Raw genomic sequence first — 18,757 nt, 5'->3', positions numbered from 1 at the left:
GGTGAAATGCTGCGCCACCAGCGAGCCGTACCCCTGGCTGGCGAAGTTGCCCAGGTTGTCCGACAGACGCGGCAGGGTCTGGGTCATCTGCTCCATCATCAGGTAGGTGTCGAGGAATGGATCGAGGATCAGGCCGCTGTCGGTGGCGACTTGCTCACGTAGCACCGTGAGCAGGGACAGTGTTTTTTGGTAACGCTCGAGGGCGTCGAGTAGGGCCATTTTACCCAGCACGGCAAGATCCAGGTCAGCCACCGAGGCCTGCAGGGCGTCGAGCTGCGGGCCGGTTTCCTCGCTCGGCGTCAGCTTTACCTGTTCGGCGGCGGCTTCCAGGGCCTCGCCAAGCTTGCCGCTACGCTCGCGCAACAGCGCCTCGGCTGCCTTGTCGTTGCCCTTCCAGCGTGCCAGCAGGAAACGCTGTTGGTGCAGCTCCTGCTCGACCGCGCCCAGTGCCTGCACACCGTGCATGCCGTCTACCTCGCTGCGCAGCACCTCGATGCGCTCCAGATTGGTGCTCGTCATCACCCAGAGCGCGTAACCCAGGGGAATGACGAACAGCACGAACAGCAACTGGAACTTGCGGGCGAAACTCACGCGCTCCAGCACGCGTATACCCGGTTTGAGCAATCCCCACATACGTCACCTCGAAACGCGCCACGGTCCAAGGACGCCGTAGCAATGTGCCATTTCGAGGCAAGAATCGCACCGAACTGCGCGAAAGCAAGGCGCAGCCCGTGCCAATCAGCAGTTGGGTTGTTCGGCGGTGTAGCGGTTGGAGGGATCGATGGCTGCATCCAGCTTGCGGATGGCACTGGCGCCGATCAGCAACGGGTAATCGAAATGGCTGCGATCGGTGAGGTTGACCTCGATGGTGCGCTTCTCTTCGCCCAGGCAGATGTCCATGTTGACCACCGGGCGCGCGGAATAGGACGGCTTGGCGGAGCTGCCTTCCTCCGCGCGATTCTTGATCTCGGTGACGCGGGCCAGGGGCTTTTCGAAGAGTTGCTCGTCAGCATCGTCGACGGCCAGGCGGAAACGCACCCAGTCCTCGCCATCACGCTGGAACTGCTCGATGTCGCGGGCCGACAGCGAGGCGGTCATGGCACCGGTGTCCATCTTGGCCTTGAGGGTCTGGCCGAGTTGGGGAAGCTGAATGTATTCGTAGCGACCGTAGAGAGTCGGCTGGTCGGCCATCGCCGGCAGGGTGATGGCAGCGGCCAACAGGGCTAGAACGGTTTTCACGCCTTAACGTCCTCGTGTGGAAGGGAGAACATTGGGACTGGGGCAGACCTGAATGGTTCTGGAAATCTGGCGGGGCAATGCGTGTTCGACGCGGCACCTGAGGGGGCACAATGTGGCGGGAGCGGCCGCAAGCTGCAAGCCCCAAGCCCCAAGCCCCAAGCCCCAAGCCCCAAGCCCCAAGCTACAAGCTACAAGCTACAAGCTACAAGCTACAAGCTACAAGTTAGAAGCAGTCCGCAGTGCTCTAGCTTCTTCTTGCAGCTTGAGGCTTGCGGCTTGAAGCTCAATGTCCGCTTCTGCCTTAAAGCGCCCCAGGCCTGTTTTGCTACAGCACCTGGCGCAAAAATGCCTGTGCCCGCGGATCCTTCGGCCGAGCGAAGAACTCGGCCGGCGGCGCGTCTTCGAGCAGCTTGCCGTGATCGAAGAACAGCACCCGGTCGGCCACTTCACGGGCAAAGCCCATCTCGTGGGTGACGCAGACCATGGTCATGCCCTCCACGGCCAGCTGCTTCATCACGTCGAGCACCTCGCCGACCATTTCCGGGTCGAGGGCCGACGTGGGCTCGTCGAACAGCATGACCTTGGGGTCCATGCACAGGGCACGGGCGATGGCCACGCGCTGCTGCTGGCCGCCGGACAGGCGCGACGGAAACTCACCGGCCTTCTGGCCGATGCCGACCTTGTCGAGCAGGGCGCGGGCCTTGGCTTCACGCTCGGCCTTGCCGCGCTTGCGCACGACTTTCTGCGCCAGGCACAGGTTCTCCAGCACGGTCATGTGCGGGAACAGGTTGAAGTGCTGGAACACCATGCCGACCTCACGGCGGTAGGCGTTGATGTCGGTCCTGGGGTTGGCGAGATCCAGGCCGTCGATGCTCACCGAACCTTCGTCCAGCTCTTCCAGGCCGTTGAGGCAGCGCAGGAAGGTCGACTTGCCGGAGCCGGACGGGCCGATCACCACCAGCACCTCGCCGCGTGCCACCTGGGTGGTCACGCCGTCGACGGCACGTACATGCTGGCCACGGGCGTCGAACACCTTGATCAGATCACGGACTTCAATCACTTTGCGCGAGCCTCCGTTCCAGGCGGTTGGCGATCTGCGACAGCGGCAGGTTGATCACCAGGTACAGGGCCGCGACGCAGAACCAGATCTCGAACGTGGAGAACGAGGTGGTGATGGCTTCGCGACCGCTCTTGGTCAGCTCGGTGATGGCGATCACCGAGACCAGCGAGGTGTCCTTGACCAGGCTGATGAACTGCCCGGCCAACGGCGGCAGCACACGCTTGAACGCCTGGGGCAGGATCACGTGGCGCATCGACTGCGCCGCGCTGAGGCCCAGGGAGCGGGCCGCTTCATCCTGGCCGCGAACGATGGACTGCACGCCGGCACGGACGATCTCGCCGACATAGGCGCCGGTGAACAAGGCCAGCGCCGCCACACCGGCGAACTCGCGGGACAGGTCGAGCACCGTGCCGATAAAGAAGTAGAAGATGAAGATCTGCACCAGCAGCGGCGTGCCGCGCACCAGCTCGACGTAGAGCGTCGACAGGTGGCGCAGCGTCGGGTTGGCCGAGAGCCGGCACAGGCCGGTGACCAGGCCGATCAGCAGGCCGAACACGCCCGCTGCCACGGAGATCCACAGGGTGGTCCAGAGGCCCCAGAGCAGCGGCCCCGCCGCCCAGTGACGATTGACGCCGATGACATCGCCCTCGGCAACGTCGTCGCCTTCGCTGAGCTGCAGGCTGTCGCCGGCCACGCTGAGCTGCTGCTGTTCGCCGCTTTCACCGAGCAGGGTGACGAGGGCGTCGTCGCCCTGGCGGCTGATGCTCTCGACACGGCCATGGTCGGCCGCCCGCTGCGCTTCTTCGGCGTGGTAGGCGAAGTACTGGGGAACGCGATTCCAGCGCCATTCGTAGGAGATCAGCGAGGTGGAATACCAGATCGCCAGGATGCCCACGACCAGGATCAGCCCGGTCAGCAGGTGCCAGGGCCACTGGGCTTTCTTCTGTTTAGCCACGGTGAGTGTCTACCCGTTGAGTTGCCAACATGACGGCGCGCGGACTAGCCGCGCGCCGGGTGTAGCCAGATGAAGCGGGAACCTGTTTCACGAGCTCGCGAGCTAGAGTCATGCAAGGCGAAAATAGGCGAGGAACGGTCGGAGTCGCGGGCGACTGTACTGGTGTACATGAGCATTACTCGCTTCGCTCGCTCCATTCGGAGCCGCACTGAAGTGCGTTAGCCGCAAGCGGCTTTCCGAGCCTGTTTTCAACGCAGCAAGACCGACGCGCAGCAGATCGTGGGCAGGTTCCGCTTACTCCATTTCTTTCAGCCAGTTAGTGCTCTTGAACCACTTGGCGTGGATCCGATCGTAGGTACCGTCTTCGCGGATCTGGTGCAGCCAGTTGTTGATCCAGTTGAGGCTGTCGTGGTCGCCCTTCTTCAGGCCGAACGCCAGGGGCTCGAAGGTGAACGGCTCGTCGAGGAACACCAGCTTGCCGGCACCGGCCTTGTTCACCGCCACGACGTTGTACGGCGCGTCGTAGATGAAGGCATCGGCCTTGCCGTTGACCACGTCCATCACCGCTTCCTGCTCGTTGTCGAAGCCGCTGTACTTGGCTTGGGCGATCAGCTTCTTGGCGACCATCTCGCCGGTGGTGCCGATCTTCGAGGTGATGCGGTAGTCGGCGCTGTTCAGATCCTTGTAGCTCTTGACCTTGTCGGCCAGCTCCTTGCGGATCAGCAGGGTCTGGCCAACCACGATGAAGGGCTCGGAGAAGTTGATGCGCAGGTTGCGCTCCTGGGTCAGGGTCATGCCCGAGCCGATCATGTCGAACTTGTCGGTCAGCAGGGCCGGGATGATGCCATCGTAGGAGGTGGACACCAGCTCCAGCTTGACGCCCATCGCCTTGGTCATCGCCTTGAGCAGGTCGACTTCGAAGCCGATGATCTCGCCGCGCTTGTTGGTCATCTCGAAGGGCATGTAGGTCGGGTCCATGCCCACGCGCAGGGTCCCGCGCTTGACCGCGTCGTCGATGACGCCAGCCTGGGCGAGGCTGGTGAAGGCGCAGACGGATAACAGCAGTGAGGCGACAAGCTTTTTCATTCTTGCTCCTGAAGGCAAACGATTATGGGGCCGGCCCAGGCTCATGCACCCGTACGGTGCAGACGGCTGGCCCTTCGATAAAGGCGGCGCGGCATGCTAACCGTGATCGCCACCGATGGCGAGAGATACGCGCCGGATCAGCGACAAAGGCAGCACACGCCGCGACTCGGGAAGCAAGAAGCAGGCCAGTGAGCGGCCTCGATCAGGTTTCCAGCAGGAAGGTCACCGGGCCGTCATTGACCAGGTGCACCTGCATGTCGGCACCGAAACGCCCGCTGGCCACCTGGGAGTGTTGCGCCCGTGCCTGCTCGAGCAGATGGTCGAACAGCGCTTCGCCCAGGGCGGGTGGCGCGGCGGTGGAGAAACCAGGACGCAGGCCGCTGCGGGTATCGGCGGCCAGGGTGAACTGGGAAACCAGCAACAGGCCGCCACCGATGTCCTTGAGCGACAGGTTCATCTTGCCCGCCGCGTCGCTGAACACCCGGTAGTTGAGCAGCTTGTGCAGCACCTTGGCGCAGCTGGCTTCAGTGTCCTGAGGCTCGACGCCGACCAGCACCAGCAGGCCCTGGTCGATGGCGCCGACGGTCTCGCCGGCGGCATCCACGCGGGCGCTGGAAACCCGTTGCAGCAGCGCCTTCATGCTTCGTCCGGCGCCAGGTCGAGCAGGCGGTGAGCGATCTCGTCGGCGGCGCGCACCAGGGCGTCGGCGATACCTGGCTCGGCGGCCGAATGGCCTGCCTCGCGGATGATCTGCAGCTCGCTGTTGGGCCATGCCTGATGCAGTGCCCAGGCGTTGTCCAGCGGGCAGATGGCGTCGTAGCGGCCATGCACGATGATGCCCGGCAGGTGGGCGATCTTCGGCATGTCGCGCAGCAGCTGGTTGGGCTCCAGAAAGGCATCGTTGACGAAGTAATGGCACTCGATACGGGCGATCGACAGCGCGCGCAGGCTCTCGGCGAAACGCTCGACCACCTGCGGGTTGGGCCGCAGGGTGGCGGTACGCCCTTCCCAGCACGACCAGGCCTTGGCGGCGTGCATCTGGGCGATCTGGTCGGCGCCGGTCAGGCGCTTGTAGAAGGCCTGCATCAGATCGCCCTGCTCTTCGGCCGGGATGGGCGCGAGGTAATCCTGCCAGTAATCGGGGAACAGGCGGCTGGCGCCCTCCTGGTAGAACCATTTGAACTCCTGGGGGCGGCACAGGAAGATGCCACGCAGGATCAGCGCCTGTACGCGATCCGGGTGGGCCTGGGCGTAGGCCAGCGACAGGGTCGAGCCCCAGGAGCCGCCGAACAGCACCCACCTGTCGATACCCAGGTGCTCGCGGATACGCTCCATGTCGGCGACCAGATCCCAGGTGGTGTTGTTCTCCAGGCTGGCGTGGGGCGTGGAGCGGCCGCAGCCGCGCTGGTCGAAGGTGACGATGCGGTACAGGGTCGGGTCGAAGTAGCGGCGGCTGGCCGCGTCGCACCCGCCCCCGGGGCCGCCATGCACGAACAGCACCGGCAGACCATCCGCCGAGCCGCTCTCATCGACGTAGAGCACGTGCGGGGCGTCTACCGCCAGCTCATGACGGGCGTACGGTTTGATCTCCGGATACAGCGTCTGCATGGTGCCCTCCTGAGGAAGATTGAGATAGGCTCGGGCCGCTCGCGCGTCGCGGGCTACTGCGCTCGTTCGGGCATCATAACCATGAAAAGGAAATTCGGCATGTCGATACGGAAATTTGCAGCAGCACTGTTGCTGCTCGGCTTGTTGCTGAGTGGCTGCGGCGCCAAAGACGATCCACAGGCCAGGCTGGAAGCCGCCGTACAGCAACTGCAGGACAACCTCGAAGCGAAGAGGACCGCGGCAGTGCTCGACCAGCTGCACAAGGAGTTTCGTGCCCAGCAGGCCAATGATCGGGACTGGGCCAAGCGCACCATGACGCTGCTGTTCCTGCGTCACAACACCGTCAAGGTACTGGCCCTGAGCAAGGACAGCCGCGTGGATGCGACCTACCGCGACAAGGGCTATACGGATGCGCAGGTGGGCCTGACCGGTGCCGAAGGGCTGATCCCCGACAGCGCCCGGCATTACGCCGTGAAGCTGGAATGGTGGCAGGACGACGGCGAGTGGAAACTCGCACGGCTGGATTGGCAATGAGAGAAGAAGAGACTCGGTAGCCTGGGGGAGAACGCCCCAGACTACCGAGCGGATTTCACTGCGCCGGCTTGGCGCCGTCGCGCCAGATCAGCTCGCGGGTGTCATACCCCTGGGCACGGGCCACGGACAGCAGCTCATCGCGCACCTCGTTGGAAATCGTCGGGGTACGCGACAACAGCCACAGGTACGTGCGGTTCGGATGGCCGACCAGGGCGGTCTGGTAGTCGTCGTCCAGGTCCAGCACCCAGTACTCGCCCTTGCTCACGCCGGGCAGCAGGCGGCTGAACCAATTGTCGAAGGTCACCCACAGCTTGTCGGTCTTGCCTTCGACCTGGGGCACGGCGCGCCCCTGGACCTGGGACCACTGGCCATCGGCCTCGCGGCAGCGGTTGGTGACCGATACGCTGCCGTCGTCCTGCAAGCCGTAGTGGGCTTCGGACTCCACGCAGTTGCGCTGGAAGAACATCGGCAGGCGCGCCACCTCGTACCAGGTGCCCTGATAGCGCTCGAGGTCGACGGATTCGACGGTCTTCGGCGGCGCCTCGCCGGTGCCGGAATTGGCGCAGCCGACCAGCAGCGAGGCGCCCAGCGCCATCACACCCAGGGTACGTTTGTTCATCACTTCAATCCTTTTGCAGAAAACATGATCACCTTGTCACCGGCGTACTGGACACTGATGAAAGTCACCTGATCGCCCCAGGTGCAGCTGGACATGCCCAGCGCGCCGGAGCATTCGCTCGGTTTGCCCAGCAGAGCCTCCACCTCGGCCTTGTTCATCCCCGAATAGAGCTTGGCATAGTTTTCCTGGTTGACCTTGCCGCAGGCGGCCAGCATGACGCAGCCCGCCAGCAGCGCGAGAAAGCGCAGGCGCATGGGATATCTCCGTGGTCTGTGAGTGCCGGATGCCGGTTCGACGTCAGAAGCGCGAGCCCGGTTCCGCGAGAAAGCGCAACTCGTCCGCGCTGCTGGCGCGCCCGAGAACCTCGTTGCGATGGGGGAAGCGCCCGAAGCGCTGGATGACCTGCTGGTGCCGCAGGGCGTAGTCGAGAAAGCCGGCGAACAGCTCGCGCTCGGCATCGCCAGCCCCTTCGGCGAGTTCGCCGAATAGCTGCACGGCGCGGGTCTGCCGATGGGGATCCTCGGCATGCTCGAGCACCAGGTAGATGAACACCCGCTGCAGGGGCGACAGCGCCCGATCCCAACCCTGGATGATGCCTTCTTCCGCCAGTTCGCGAGCGCGAGCATCACCGGCAAAAGCCAGCGGTGTGTCGCGGTGGATCATGCGCGGCAGTTGGTCGAGCAACAGCACATGGGCCAGCCAGCCACGCGGGTCTGCCGACCAGCCCTGCAGCTCGCCAGCCAACGCCTGCTCGACCAACACGCCAAAGCGATTGCTGGCTTCGGCATCCTGCTCGTCACGCTTGCCGAACCACAGCCGCTGCTTCTCGGCAGCGCTCTGCACGGCCGTGCCCGCGGGGCCGAACCACCAGTCGAGCAACGGCTGCCAGGGCGCCATGGGTCAGGCCTTATGGTAGCCGGTGACGCGCTCGACTTCTTCCTTGGAACCCAGAAACACCGGCACGCGCTGGTGCAGGGAGTCGGGCTGGATGTCGAGGATGCGCTGCACGCCGTCGGTGGCGGCGCCACCGGCCTGCTCGATGATGAACGACATCGGGTTGGCCTCGTACATCAGGCGCAGCTTGCCGGCCTTGTCCGGCTCACGGCTGTCACGCGGGTACATGAACAGGCCACCGCGGGTCAGGATGCGGTGCACGTCGGCGACCATCGAGGCGATCCAGCGCATGTTGTAGTTCTTGCCCAGCGGGCCTTCCTTGCCAGCCAGCAGCTCGTCCACGTAGCGCTTGACCGGGGCTTCCCAATGGCGCTGGTTGGACATGTTGATGGCGAATTCGGCGGTGCTTTGCGGCACGCTGATGTTGTCGTGGGTGAGCACGAAACTGCCCAGTTCGCGGTCCAGGGTGAAGCCCTTGACGCCGTTGCCCAGGGTCAGGATCAGCATGGTCTGCGGGCCGTAGATGGCGTAGCCGGCGGCGACCTGCTGGGTACCCGGCTGCTGGAAGGCCTTTTCATTGAGGCTTTCGTTCTGGCTCAGGTATTCGCTGGGGCAGCGCAGCACCGAGAAGATGGTGCCGACCGAGACGTTGACGTCGATGTTCGAGGAGCCGTCCAGCGGGTCGAACACCAGCAGGTAGGCACCCTTGGGGTACTTGCCGGGGATCTGGTAGGCGTTGTCCATTTCCTCGGAGGCCATGCCGGCCAGGTGACCGCCCCACTCGTTGGCTTCGAGCAGGATGTCGTTGGAAATCACGTCGAGCTTCTTCTGCACTTCGCCCTGCACGTTTTCGGTGCCCATGCTGCCCAGCACGCCGCCCAGGGCGCCCTTGGAAACGGCATGGCTGATTTCCTTGCATGCACGCGCCACCACTTCGATCAGGAAGCGCAGATCGGCCGGGGTGTTTTGACTACGGGTCTGCTCGATGAGGTAACGACTCAGGGTAACGCGGGACATGAAGGACTCCGGGAAGGAAGGTAATCGAAAGGAGTTTAACCCTTTCCAGGAACGGGTGCCTCAGCCGCCTTTGGGGCAACGCGCGGCAGCAGGCTGCACACGCGGTTACGTCCGCGACGTTTGGCTTCGTACAAGGCGGCATCGGCAGCCTGCAACAGCTCGTCGAGCGCCTTGCCCTGCTCGGGCCACAACGCCAGGCCGGCCGAGAGGGTCACGTGGCGCAGGCCACTGCGGGTTTCGATGGGTTTTTGCGCCAGTCCCTGGCAGATGGCCTCGAGGCGTTTGGTCGCTTCACGGGCATCGGCACCGGGGAGAATGAGCAGGAACTCTTCGCCGCCGATACGAAAGACCGTATCGGAACTGCGCAAGTTCACCAGCAGATACTGGGCCACGTTCCTGAGCACGTCGTCGCCATCCAGGTGCCCGTACTCGTCGTTGAGCCGCTTGAAGTGGTCGAGGTCGATCAGCGCCAGGGCCAGCGGCGTTCTCTCGCGCCGGGCCCGAGCCAGCTCGCGGCCGAACAGTTCGTCCAGGTAGCGGCGGTTGTAGAGTCCGGTCAAGGGGTCGCAGAGGGCCTGTTCGCGCAGCTGCTCGTGCAGGCTGCTGATGGTGCGCAGGCGCTCCTCGCTCAGCGCCAGCGCCTCGGCGAGCTTGAGCTTGGCGCGCTGCCGCTGGGTGACGTCGCGCAGGTAGAGCAGTTGGCCCAGCACCAGAATGCCGTGGCGGGTCAAGCGCTCGATGGGCCGCATGCGTACTTCGAAGTAGTGATCCGCCTCGCTCTGGATCAGCAGCGGCTCGCGCAGCTCACCCTGCTCGACCAGCTGCGCCTGCAGGTCGCTGCCGAAGCCCGGCCAGTCCTGCAGCCTGCGCCCCTGCCAGTCACGCTCGAGCCCGCCGAGCTTGAGGGCTGCCTGGTTGGCCTCGATCACCCGCCACTGGGTATCGATCACCATCACCGGATCGGGCAGCGCCTCGAGTAGCAGGTGGCGGGCGACCGGCACCATGTCGAACAACCGCACCCCGAGGATCAGCCAGGAAAAGGCTGCCAGGGTAAAGACGAAACTGAACGGCGTCGGGTCGACGCCGAACACCACGAAACCGAAACCGACGTAGGCGATGTTGGCCGACCAGGGCACCGCGGTGACCAGCACGAACGCCAGGTAATGGCGCCGGTGCACGCCATGGCTGATCAAGGCGGCGCGCAGCACCACGCCCAGGCTGAAGCTCATGAACAGGTAGACGTACACCGCCGTGGCGTAGAACAACGGGCCGTGGTCGTAATGGATAGGCGCCCCCGGCTCGTCGGACACCGGCCCGGTGGCGGCGCCATAGAACAGCCCGTGCCAGGGGTTGCTCAGCACCATCAGCCAGATCAGCAGCGGCACGAGGATCATGCCCAGCATCGAACGGCGGCTCAGCGGCTTGCGCACGCTGCTCACGTACTGCCAGAGAAACACCGCCCAGAAGGTCGGCACGCTGATGATGCCCGGCCACGACATGGTGGCCCAGAGCATCTTGCAGGCGGGTGCCACGGAGGCGACCTCCAGGCCGGCCATGGCCATCCACCACATGCTCGCCAGCTGCATAAGGATGAAGGTGTCGCGCCCCGGGAAATCGCGCTGGTTGATCACCCAGCGGGCCAGCAGCACGCCGCCCACGCAGACCACTACGGTCAGCAGTACGGCAAAATCCAGACGCCAGGCATTGACCAGGCACGAATTCATGCTGCCACCCTGCCCGCCTGGCGGCGAGAAAGGGCCAGACGCGATGCAGCGCAACGCGAGAGGGAGGCAAGCAAGGCGGACGCATCCATTGCAACAGGCTCAGGAAAGAGGCCAGGACCGGGCACCTGGCAGCCTAGAGTCAACCCGCGCCGCGAGCCACTGAGGGGTGCAGACAGGTAGGGCAAGAATTTTCGCCGCTACAATACTGCAATTCATCACATTTTCAGCAGGTTTTTATTGCCTCGTGGTTACCGTAGCGGTGGGCGCAAAGAAAGCCAGCCGGCGGATAGCTGTTCACAATTTTCGCAACATCGCTATGATCGCGCGCCGCCAACCACGCGAAAACCCTCCGAGATGAAAAGCAACCTGATCGCCGCCGCGGAAATAGACCGCCTCGATACCTGGGCGCGCTATACCGCCGACATGTGCCATAGCTGCATTTCCAGCTGCTGTCAGTTGCCGGTCGAGGTGCGCCTCAATGACCTTATCCGCATCGGCGTGGTCGACGAGTTCGAGCGCGGCGAGCCGCCGCGCAACATTGCCAAGCGCCTGCAGAAAGACGGGCTGGTCGAGCGCTTCAACCAGAAGTCCGGGATCTTCACCCTGACGCGCATGAGCAACAACGACTGCTATTACCTGGACCGCAAGACCCGGCTGTGCACCATCTATGAGCGCCGCCCGGATACCTGCCGCAACCACCCCAGGATCGGCCCGCGTCCCGGCTATTGCGCCTGGCGACCCAAATAAGGCTGCAACGTCTGGTTACCCGCCTGCCTGAACACCTCGCTTGACTGATGCCTCGAATCCTCCACACCGGCCCGTACCGCCACCCGGAGGATTCACATGCGCTCCCAACTGTTCGCCAGCTTCCTGCTCGTCGCCCTCGGCGCAATGCTGGCAGGCACCGCCACGGCCGACACCAGGCGGCCTGACTGGCAGGAGCCGCTGCTCGAACGTCTGCAGGCGATAGCCGCCAAGCAGAACGGCGAGCTCGGCGTGTACGTCAAGGACCTGCACAGCAACCTGGCGGTGACCCTGCAGGCCGAGCGCCTGTGGTACATGGCCTCCGGCATCAAGGTACCGGTGGCCATCGCCGTGCTGCGCGGTGTCGAACGGGGCGACTGGGGGCTCGACACGCGCCTGGCCCTTGTCGCCAACGACTTCGTCGACGGCGCCGGCAGCACCAACCAGTACGGCCCCGGCGAGCGCCTGAGCGTGCGCTTCCTGCTCGAGCAGATGATCATCTACAGCGACAACACCGCCACCGACCGGCTGATTCGCCTGGTCGGCCTGGATGCCTTGAATGGCCTGGTTCGCGAACTGGTGCCCGAGGGCTTCGAGCCGATCACCACCCTGGGCGACGTGCGCCGGCATATCTATGCCGAACTGCACCCGGCCGCCACACAGCTGGGCGGCCGCGACCTGCTGCGCCTGCGCCAGGCGCGCCAGGATGACGCGCGCCTGGATCGGCTGGCCAGCCTGCTCGGCGTACCGCGCTCGGCGCTGGCACCGATCAGCCTAGGCGAGGCCTACGCCGCCTATTACCGCAGCAATCTCAACGCCGCCACGCTCTCGGCCTATGGCGAGTTGCTCGAACGGCTGGCCACCGGCCAGGCGCTGGGCAACGAGCAGACCGCCTACCTGCTCGAGGTGATGGGCCGGGTCAAGACCGGCACCCAGCGCCTGATCGCCGGACTGCCGGAAGACGCCCGCCTCGCCCACAAGACCGGCACCCAACGCGCACGCATCTGCGACTCGGGGCTGATCCAGACGCCCGAGCGCGGCACTGCCGAGCCGGTGCTGATCGTCGCCTGCGTGGAAGGCGAACCGTCGTTGGCCAAGGCCGAACGCGCCTTGCGCCAGGTGGGCGAAGCACTGACGGCTTCCGGCGTACTCACCCGTGATGCACTCAACTGAGGGATTGCCCATGAAAACCCTGTTCGCAGGCCTCGCCCTGCTCGGCTGCGCGGCACTGTCGCTCTGGCTATGGGCGACGCCCCAGCGCGACGCAGGTTTCGAGGCGCTGGCCGAGCGGTTGCGCGAACTGGACGAGGCCTCCCCCGGCAGGCTGGGCGTCTATCTGCTGCGCCCTGCCGACGGCAGCGAGCTGAACCACCAGGCCGATCGCAGCTGGTACCTGGCCTCGGCCACCAAGGCGGCGATCGCCATCGCCGTGCTGCAGGAGGTCGACGACGGCAAGCTGCAGCTCGACCAGCCGATCACCCTGGAGGAAGGCGACCGGGTCGACGGCTCCGGCGGCCTGGTGTGGGAAGACGCCGGCGCCCGTTACAGCGTCGGCGAACTGCTGCGCGAGATGCTGCAGGAGAGCGACAACACCGCCGCCGACATGCTGATTCGCGCAGCCGGCCTAGAGCGCATTAACGAGCGCATCGCGGCAGCCGCCGGCGGCGACTTCGGCAAGGTGACCCGCCTGCTCGACGTGCGCCGCGAGCTGTACGGGCAACTGCACCCCGACGCCCGCTCACTGGAGAATCGCCAGATCGTCGAAATCGCCGCCGCGCCGCTCGGCCCGAAGCGCGTCGAAGCAGTGGCCAATGCCCTGGACATGAAAGCCGATCAGCTCGAGACCCGCGACCTCGACGAAGCCTACCGGCGCTACTACGAAACCGGCGTGAACAGCGCGACACTGGTCGCCTACGGCCAGCTGTTCGGCAAACTGGCCAAAGGCGAGCTGCTGTCCGACGCGAGCACCGAGCGGCTCTACGACATCATGGGCCTGGGCGGCTACGAGGCCTATCGCCTGGAGGCCGGCCTGAGTGAACAGCTGCCCTTCGTCCAGAAGACCGGCACCCAGCAGCACCGCGCCTGCCATATGGGCATCGCCAACCCGCAAGGTGACGACGCCCTGGTGATCCTCGCCTGCGCCGAAGCCCTCGATGAGGATGCCGAAGCCGGCAAGCTGTTCGAGCAGGTCGGCGAGGCGATCCAGGAGCTGGTGCTGGACGCGCCTGCCGAAGCGGCCTGACGGCCCGCCGCAGCGTTAGCCGCGGCTGCGCTTGCGCTCATGAGCGTCCGCGGGACGCACGCAGCACGCTGAGCGCCATCAGCACCAGCACGCCGACACCGACCAGCAGCACCGTCCACAAACCGGCGCGCTTCCAGTCGAAGCCGGGCTCCGCCGTTCTAGCAGCGGGCGTTATCTCGGCCTGCGCAATCTGACCATCGATGACAGCCTGGTCCATACCCGCCAGGCGCTGCGCATCGAAGCCGGGCACCAGGGTGGTCACGGGCAGGCTCCCCGCCTGGGCATCCTCCCGGCCAAGGGCCAACTGATAGGGCGGACTGCCGCGCACCAGGAACAGCAGCTCGGTGGCGCGCATGGCGAGGTGCATCCGCGGCTCGCTCGACCCCAGACCGCCGCCACGGCTGTCGACCTGCAAGCGCAACTGGCTGACCGGCAAGGGCGGCAGCTCGAGCTGATCCTGCACCAGCTCGTGACCATTACCAGGCAGTCGGTAGAGCACCGAGTTCGCCAGCGGCACCCATGGCGCCTTGCTGTCGCGCCGCCCCTGCAGCACCACCGGAGCCAGGCTGTTGGCCTGCTCGATGTCGATGCGTACGCGCTCCAGTGGCAAGGCCAGCGGCAGGGTCCAGATGACGCCCTGCTCATCCGCCTGCCCCTTCAGCGCAGCCGACCAGATCAGCGCAGCCGGTTCGGCCGTACTGCGCGTGCCGCTGACGCTGGCAGCGCTGAGGTTGGCGGCCTGCTCCGGCGCCAGCCACAGCAGGCGCAGGTAGCGCGCCCGGATAGTCGGCAGCTCCACTTCGCGCTTGTCGATGCGCTCGCCGTTGAAGCTCAGCCGGGCGACCTGCCTCTCGCCCACTGGCCGCCAATGATCCAGGTCGTCACTGGCCTCGATGCTGAAGCGCTGGAAGCCTTCGCTCTCGGCCTGCCACTCCAGGTACAGGCGCTGCAGCGAAAAGTCGGTGGCGCTGGCGTCCAGCAACCAGCCGCGCAACACCTCGGTAGTGGCGGCCGGCTCGGCGAGTTCGATGATCGAGCCATCATCGCCACGCTGCACACGAAGGGTCGGCACGGCGTCGCGGTGCCCTGCCGGGCCATGCAGTGGGAACAGCCGCAGATCGGCACGCTGCTGGCTCTCGGCAAAGCGCTCGGCACCGGGAATCAGGCTGTAGGCCAGCCGCTCGCCTTCGCCGTTGAACAGGCGCAGGTCGCGAAAGTCGGCGTGCCGGGCGGCGAGCTGGGCCTCCATCGGCAACTGCATCCGATACCAGGGACCCTCTCCGCTCAGGGTCAGCGGCACGGTCACGGCATAGTCCTGGGGGCGTTCCGAAAGCTCGGCCGCGGCAACCAGAGGCGTGCCCAGCATGAGCAGCGCCAACGCGATATTCAGCCTCATGCCGCCACCTGCGCCCTGGCTTCTCGGCGTGGCGGCAGCGGCGCGAAATAGCCCACCACCAGCAGGAGTACGCCGACGCCGATGAAGGAAATGATCCGTTCCAGGCTGCCGCTGTTGCCCAGATCGACGAAGAACAGCTTAACGACAACCACACCGATCAGCGCCGCGCCGACCATCCACAGATCACGCCGCACGCGCAGATGGCCGGTGATGGTCAGGCCCAGGGCGATCAGCGTCCAGACGATGGACAGGCCGGCCTGCACCAGCTGCGATCCCGCCAGCGCATCGGCCTGGAACGGCACCTGCCCCCAATGGACGGCGGTACGGCAGACCATCATGGTCAACAGCGCGAACGACGAAGCGCCAATCACTACCTGGGCAGCCTGGCGCAGTTGCTCCGGCCTGATCGCCAGCACGGCCAGGCCGTCCTGGGCCCAGCGCTGTACGGCGAAGAGTACGATCAGCATGCCCAGCTCCAGCGGGTTGATCAGCGGTACATACGGCAGCGGCTCGGCGGAGCCGTCACTGAGCAGATTGACCAGCCAGAACCATCCCAGCAGAAGAACGGCGATTGGCAACGCCGCATAGCTGCGGTACTCCCGGGGATAGGCCGCAATCGGCCAGGGCAGCGCCCGGCGCACGCTCATCAGCATCAGGAAGGCGCACGGCACCAGCACCCAGCCCATCCAGCGCCAGGCGTTGTAGTGGTCGGCCAGGGCAGCGAACAGGAAGCGCAACTCCAGCGCCACCACGCCCAATAGCAGCCAGCAGCCGAGCACATGGCTGATGCGCACCAGCACCTCGGGCGCCAGCCCCGCAACGCGCCGCAGCATGAGCAAATGCACGCTGAACAGCGCTGGCCAGGCCAGCCAGCCAAGGTCTGCCAGCGGGTGATAGCCCAGGTGCCAGGCGAACAGCACGGCGGCGAAGCCCAGCGGCACCAGCGCCAGGCTGAGCACCGCCAGTGCCGGCCAGCGCTGGTGCAGGGCGAACAGGCTGGTGACGGCCAGGCTGGCGACCGCGACCAGCAGGAACACATGGGCTTGCAACGGGTCCGGCACGAAACGCGTAATCTCGCTGAACGCTGCCAGCAGCCACCAGGCGGCAAACCAGCACAGCGCCATATGAGACAGCTCCTGCACTGCCATCGGCCGCAGATCGGCGCGGCTCACGCGCCCGGCAAGGTGCAGGCGCCAGGCGCAGAACAGGCCCGCCAGCGCCAGCAGCACCGGCGCCCAGAACGTCAGGTGGGCGAGCGGTCGCTGGGTTTCGTCGACCAGCGCCTGATAGAGACCGTCGCTGAAGGTCAGGTAGACCATACCGCCCAGAACCTGCACCACGAAAGCGCCAGTCAGCAGGCTGCGTGCGCCCAGCGACAACCCGGCGAACAGCGTCGCGGCGCCGGCCACGGCCCAGGCGGCGGCCGTGGCGTAAGGCCCGAAGCACAGCGGAGCCAGCAGGTAGAGGAAGGCCAGGCCGCCATAGGCCAGGGCCGGCTGAAGCTTGCGCTCACGATCTGCCACGCCGTCTCCCGCCCCGCGCAGCTGCAGGAAGCTGAACAGCAGCGCCACAGCCAGCATCAGCGCGCCAAGCGCCGAGCCCGTGAGCAAGGTGTCGTAACCGAAGCGCACCTCCCACAAATAGGCCGCTGCGGCGGCCACTTGCAGCAGCAGGGCGAACAGCCGCGCGAACAGACGCTGCTGACGCAGCGCCAGCCAGTACAAGCCAGCGCCTTCGACCGCCCAGGCAGCGGAGGTCCAGCGGGCGTCCAGCCCCAGCGGAATGGCCAGGGTGGCGAAGATCACGCCCAGCGCCAGGCAGGTTTCCATCAGCAGCACGGCACGTCCCGGCGCACGGTTAACCAGCACCCGGGCCAGCGCCATGTACAGCAGGCCCATGGCCAACGCGCTGAACGCAGGGCCGAAGGGCAGGTGCTGAACCACCGCGTACTGCAGCCCGAAGCCCACCAGAGGCGTACCGAACAGTACGCTGCCATCCACGTAACCTGCCTGGCGCGCCGACCACTTGAGCAGGGCCTGGCGGGAATCGTTTTCCGGTTCGCTCGACGCCTCAAGCAGGCGGCGACGGGCGAACAGCAGGCCGATGGCCACGTACATCAGGAAGAACAGCAGCAGGAAAGCCTGGGTGCTGAGCCACAGTTCCGGAGTGTAGGAGCGCAGGCCCCAGGCCAGACCGATACCAAAGGTGCCGACGAAACCGATCAGGTTGAGTTCGCGCCAGGCCTTGAACCAGGCGATGGCGAAGATCCCGGCATTGAGCAGGGCGAAATAGCTGAACAGCGCAACATGGCTGCCGCCACCGCTGGAGGCCAGGATCGGCGCCGCGAAGCCGCCAAGCGCTGCTGCCGCAGCGAGGCCGCGGGCGTCCTGCAGGATGGCCAGCACGGCGGAACAGAGCGTCACCACCACCAGCAGCACCATCGCGACTTGCGGCGTGAGCAAGGGATGCAGGCGCATGGCCGCGAACACCGTCAGGTACAACACGGCGATACCACCGCCCTGCATCAGCAAGGCATAGGCCGGGCGCCGCCGACGCAGCCACCAGCCCAGCGCCAGCAGTGCAATCGCCGCCAGCGCCACCCCGGCGTAGCGCAACTCGATGGCGACCACCACCCGTTCGGAGGCATAGCGCAGCAGGAACGCCAGGCCCAGAAAGAGCAGCACCAGGCCCACGCGTAGCACGGTATTACCGCCCAGCAGCCAGGCCCGGGCAGCGGTGATGCCGCGCTCGAGAAGCCCGGGCGCTGTCGGCTCGGTGACCCGCGCAGCCGCCGAGACAGGCGGTACGTCAGGCTGCTCGAGGACGGGCTCCGGGCTCGCCTGCACCGGTGGCTCGCCAGGCGAGGCGGCGGGCAATACCCATTCGAGTTCCCACTCAGGCTGCGCGGCTAGTTCGACCGGCGCCGCAACGGCTTGCTCGACAACAGCCTGCGCAGGTGGCTCTTCATGGGGCTCGGCCGCGACATCGGTTTGCGGCTGCGCGCCCGTTTCCAGGCGCAGCAGGCGCTCATGCAGATCGCCCGTGCCCTGGTTGAAGCGCTCGATCAGTCCTGCCAGCGACTTGCGCAGCGCCTCGTGCTGAAGCCTCAGCGCCCGCAGCGCGATCGCCTGCCCTACCGCCAGCCCCACGACGGCGCCCAGAAGCGCGCCGGCCATCGCCTCGCCACTCACGGCGCCCAGCACCAGGGCACCGAGTACCAGCCCGATCAGCATGAAAATCCACTGCATGCGCTCGAATCCTTGAAGAGAAGATCATCCATGCCGGGCACGGGCCTGGCAGAGCGCGAATTATAGGGCACCTCTAAAAACGTTGGCGAGGCAGTCAGCGCAAGGCAAAAACAGGCGAAAAAGCGGAGTTTACGTGTTGTAAATGAGCATTTTGAGCCTGTTTTTAACGCCGCGGTGACAACGCAGATAGTTTTTAGAGGTGCCCTATAGGGGCTGCGCGCACCGCTTGGATGATGCAGTCGATCACAAATGTGGCAGGTGAACATCAAGCCGAACCCGGCGGCTCGCCTACGCATCGGCACAGACAACGCAAAAGCGGATGGTTTCTGGCAACCGGCAAAAGATGCTCGATAGTGGCGACGCTGCCCCCATCGGCAACGCCCACAAAAAA

At 65.7% G+C, this 18,757-nt stretch carries 17 protein-coding genes; 4 read left to right on the top strand and 13 right to left on the bottom strand.

Annotation, left to right across the window (positions count from 1 at the left end; translation table 11 throughout):
* Nucleotides 1-738: 738 nt before the first annotated feature.
* The 6 genes from SA190iCDA_RS05460 to pip all read right to left on the bottom strand — a co-directional run bounded on the left by SA190iCDA_RS05460 (nt 739) and on the right by pip (nt 5,948).
* On the bottom strand, nt 739-1,239 hold the full coding sequence (locus tag SA190iCDA_RS05460; protein WP_070884534.1) for an ATP-dependent zinc protease: 501 nt from the start codon (nt 1,237-1,239) through the stop codon (nt 739-741).
* A 325-nt stretch (nt 1,240-1,564) separates the two neighbouring features.
* Nucleotides 1,565-2,299: an amino acid ABC transporter ATP-binding protein gene (locus tag SA190iCDA_RS05455; protein WP_070884535.1), complete on the bottom strand. Its 735-nt coding sequence runs from the start codon at nt 2,297-2,299 to the stop codon at nt 1,565-1,567.
* Nucleotides 2,292-3,254: an amino acid ABC transporter permease gene (locus tag SA190iCDA_RS05450; protein WP_070884536.1), complete on the bottom strand. Its 963-nt coding sequence runs from the start codon at nt 3,252-3,254 to the stop codon at nt 2,292-2,294. The genes SA190iCDA_RS05455 and SA190iCDA_RS05450 overlap by 8 nt, the downstream gene beginning before the upstream one ends.
* Before the next feature lie 294 nt (nt 3,255-3,548).
* Nucleotides 3,549-4,340, bottom strand: coding sequence for a transporter substrate-binding domain-containing protein (locus SA190iCDA_RS05445; protein ID WP_070884537.1), 792 nt, complete (start codon nt 4,338-4,340; stop codon nt 3,549-3,551).
* A 202-nt stretch (nt 4,341-4,542) separates the two neighbouring features.
* Complete coding sequence (gene dtd / locus SA190iCDA_RS05440; RefSeq protein ID WP_070884538.1) at nt 4,543-4,980, bottom strand: D-aminoacyl-tRNA deacylase; 438 nt, start codon at nt 4,978-4,980, stop codon at nt 4,543-4,545.
* The gene (gene pip / locus SA190iCDA_RS05435) at nt 4,977-5,948 is read right to left on the bottom strand and encodes a prolyl aminopeptidase (RefSeq protein ID WP_070884539.1); all 972 of its coding nucleotides are present in this window, start codon (nt 5,946-5,948) and stop codon (nt 4,977-4,979) included. The genes dtd and pip overlap by 4 nt, the downstream gene beginning before the upstream one ends.
* A 99-nt stretch (nt 5,949-6,047) precedes the next feature.
* On the opposite strand from pip, the gene SA190iCDA_RS05430 reads away from it, so the two are divergent.
* Nucleotides 6,048-6,482 carry a hypothetical protein gene (locus SA190iCDA_RS05430; protein WP_070884540.1) on the top strand — a complete coding sequence of 145 codons (435 nt, stop codon included), beginning with the start codon at nt 6,048-6,050 and terminating at the stop codon, nt 6,480-6,482.
* A gap of 55 nt (nt 6,483-6,537) precedes the next feature.
* Here SA190iCDA_RS05430 and SA190iCDA_RS05425 read toward each other — a convergent pair whose 3' ends face one another.
* Genes SA190iCDA_RS05425 through SA190iCDA_RS05405 form a run of 5 tightly spaced genes read right to left on the bottom strand, consistent with a single transcriptional unit; the run spans nt 6,538 to nt 10,736 of the window.
* A complete protein-coding gene (locus tag SA190iCDA_RS05425) occupies nt 6,538-7,101 on the bottom strand; it encodes a lipocalin family protein (protein WP_070884541.1) in 564 nt (187 codons plus the stop codon).
* Nucleotides 7,101-7,355: an outer membrane protein assembly factor BamE domain-containing protein gene (gene bamE, locus SA190iCDA_RS05420; protein ID WP_070884542.1), complete on the bottom strand. Its 255-nt coding sequence runs from the start codon at nt 7,353-7,355 to the stop codon at nt 7,101-7,103. Before bamE ends, SA190iCDA_RS05425 begins: the two co-directional genes overlap by 1 nt.
* Nucleotides 7,356-7,398: 43 nt before the next feature.
* Nucleotides 7,399-7,998, bottom strand: a complete 600-nt coding sequence (locus SA190iCDA_RS05415; RefSeq protein WP_070884543.1) for a DUF924 family protein — start codon at nt 7,996-7,998, stop codon at nt 7,399-7,401.
* 3 nt (nt 7,999-8,001) lie between these two features.
* Complete coding sequence (locus SA190iCDA_RS05410) at nt 8,002-9,012, bottom strand: class 1 fructose-bisphosphatase (RefSeq protein ID WP_070884544.1); 1,011 nt, start codon at nt 9,010-9,012, stop codon at nt 8,002-8,004.
* A 35-nt stretch (nt 9,013-9,047) separates the two neighbouring features.
* Nucleotides 9,048-10,736, bottom strand: coding sequence for a histidine kinase N-terminal 7TM domain-containing protein (locus SA190iCDA_RS05405; RefSeq protein ID WP_070884545.1), 1,689 nt, complete (start codon nt 10,734-10,736; stop codon nt 9,048-9,050).
* Between the two features lie 354 nt (nt 10,737-11,090).
* On the opposite strand from SA190iCDA_RS05405, the gene SA190iCDA_RS05400 reads away from it, so the two are divergent.
* The 3 genes from SA190iCDA_RS05400 to SA190iCDA_RS05390 all read left to right on the top strand — a co-directional run bounded on the left by SA190iCDA_RS05400 (nt 11,091) and on the right by SA190iCDA_RS05390 (nt 13,722).
* Nucleotides 11,091-11,483 (top strand): YkgJ family cysteine cluster protein, encoded by a 393-nt coding sequence (locus tag SA190iCDA_RS05400; protein WP_070884546.1) that lies wholly within the window; start codon nt 11,091-11,093, stop codon nt 11,481-11,483.
* 96 nt (nt 11,484-11,579) lie between these two features.
* A complete protein-coding gene (locus SA190iCDA_RS05395) occupies nt 11,580-12,653 on the top strand; it encodes a serine hydrolase (RefSeq protein WP_070884547.1) in 1,074 nt (357 codons plus the stop codon).
* Between the two features lie 10 nt (nt 12,654-12,663).
* Nucleotides 12,664-13,722: a serine hydrolase gene (locus tag SA190iCDA_RS05390; protein ID WP_083329724.1), complete on the top strand. Its 1,059-nt coding sequence runs from the start codon at nt 12,664-12,666 to the stop codon at nt 13,720-13,722.
* 37 nt (nt 13,723-13,759) lie between these two features.
* On the opposite strand, the gene SA190iCDA_RS05385 is transcribed toward SA190iCDA_RS05390, so the two are convergent.
* Nucleotides 13,760-15,118, bottom strand: coding sequence for a DUF3999 domain-containing protein (locus SA190iCDA_RS05385; RefSeq protein ID WP_070884548.1), 1,359 nt, complete (start codon nt 15,116-15,118; stop codon nt 13,760-13,762).
* Nucleotides 15,115-18,366: a DUF2339 domain-containing protein gene (locus SA190iCDA_RS05380; protein WP_070884549.1), complete on the bottom strand. Its 3,252-nt coding sequence runs from the start codon at nt 18,364-18,366 to the stop codon at nt 15,115-15,117. The genes SA190iCDA_RS05385 and SA190iCDA_RS05380 overlap by 4 nt, the downstream gene beginning before the upstream one ends.
* Nucleotides 18,367-18,757: the final 391 nt, after the last annotated feature.

It is taken from the genome of Pseudomonas argentinensis (genome assembly GCF_001839655.2).
Classification (GTDB): domain Bacteria; phylum Pseudomonadota; class Gammaproteobacteria; order Pseudomonadales; family Pseudomonadaceae; genus Aquipseudomonas; species Aquipseudomonas argentinensis_B.
The sequence above is the reverse complement of the archived record's forward strand: the minus strand, read 5'-3'. Positions and strand labels throughout refer to the sequence as shown.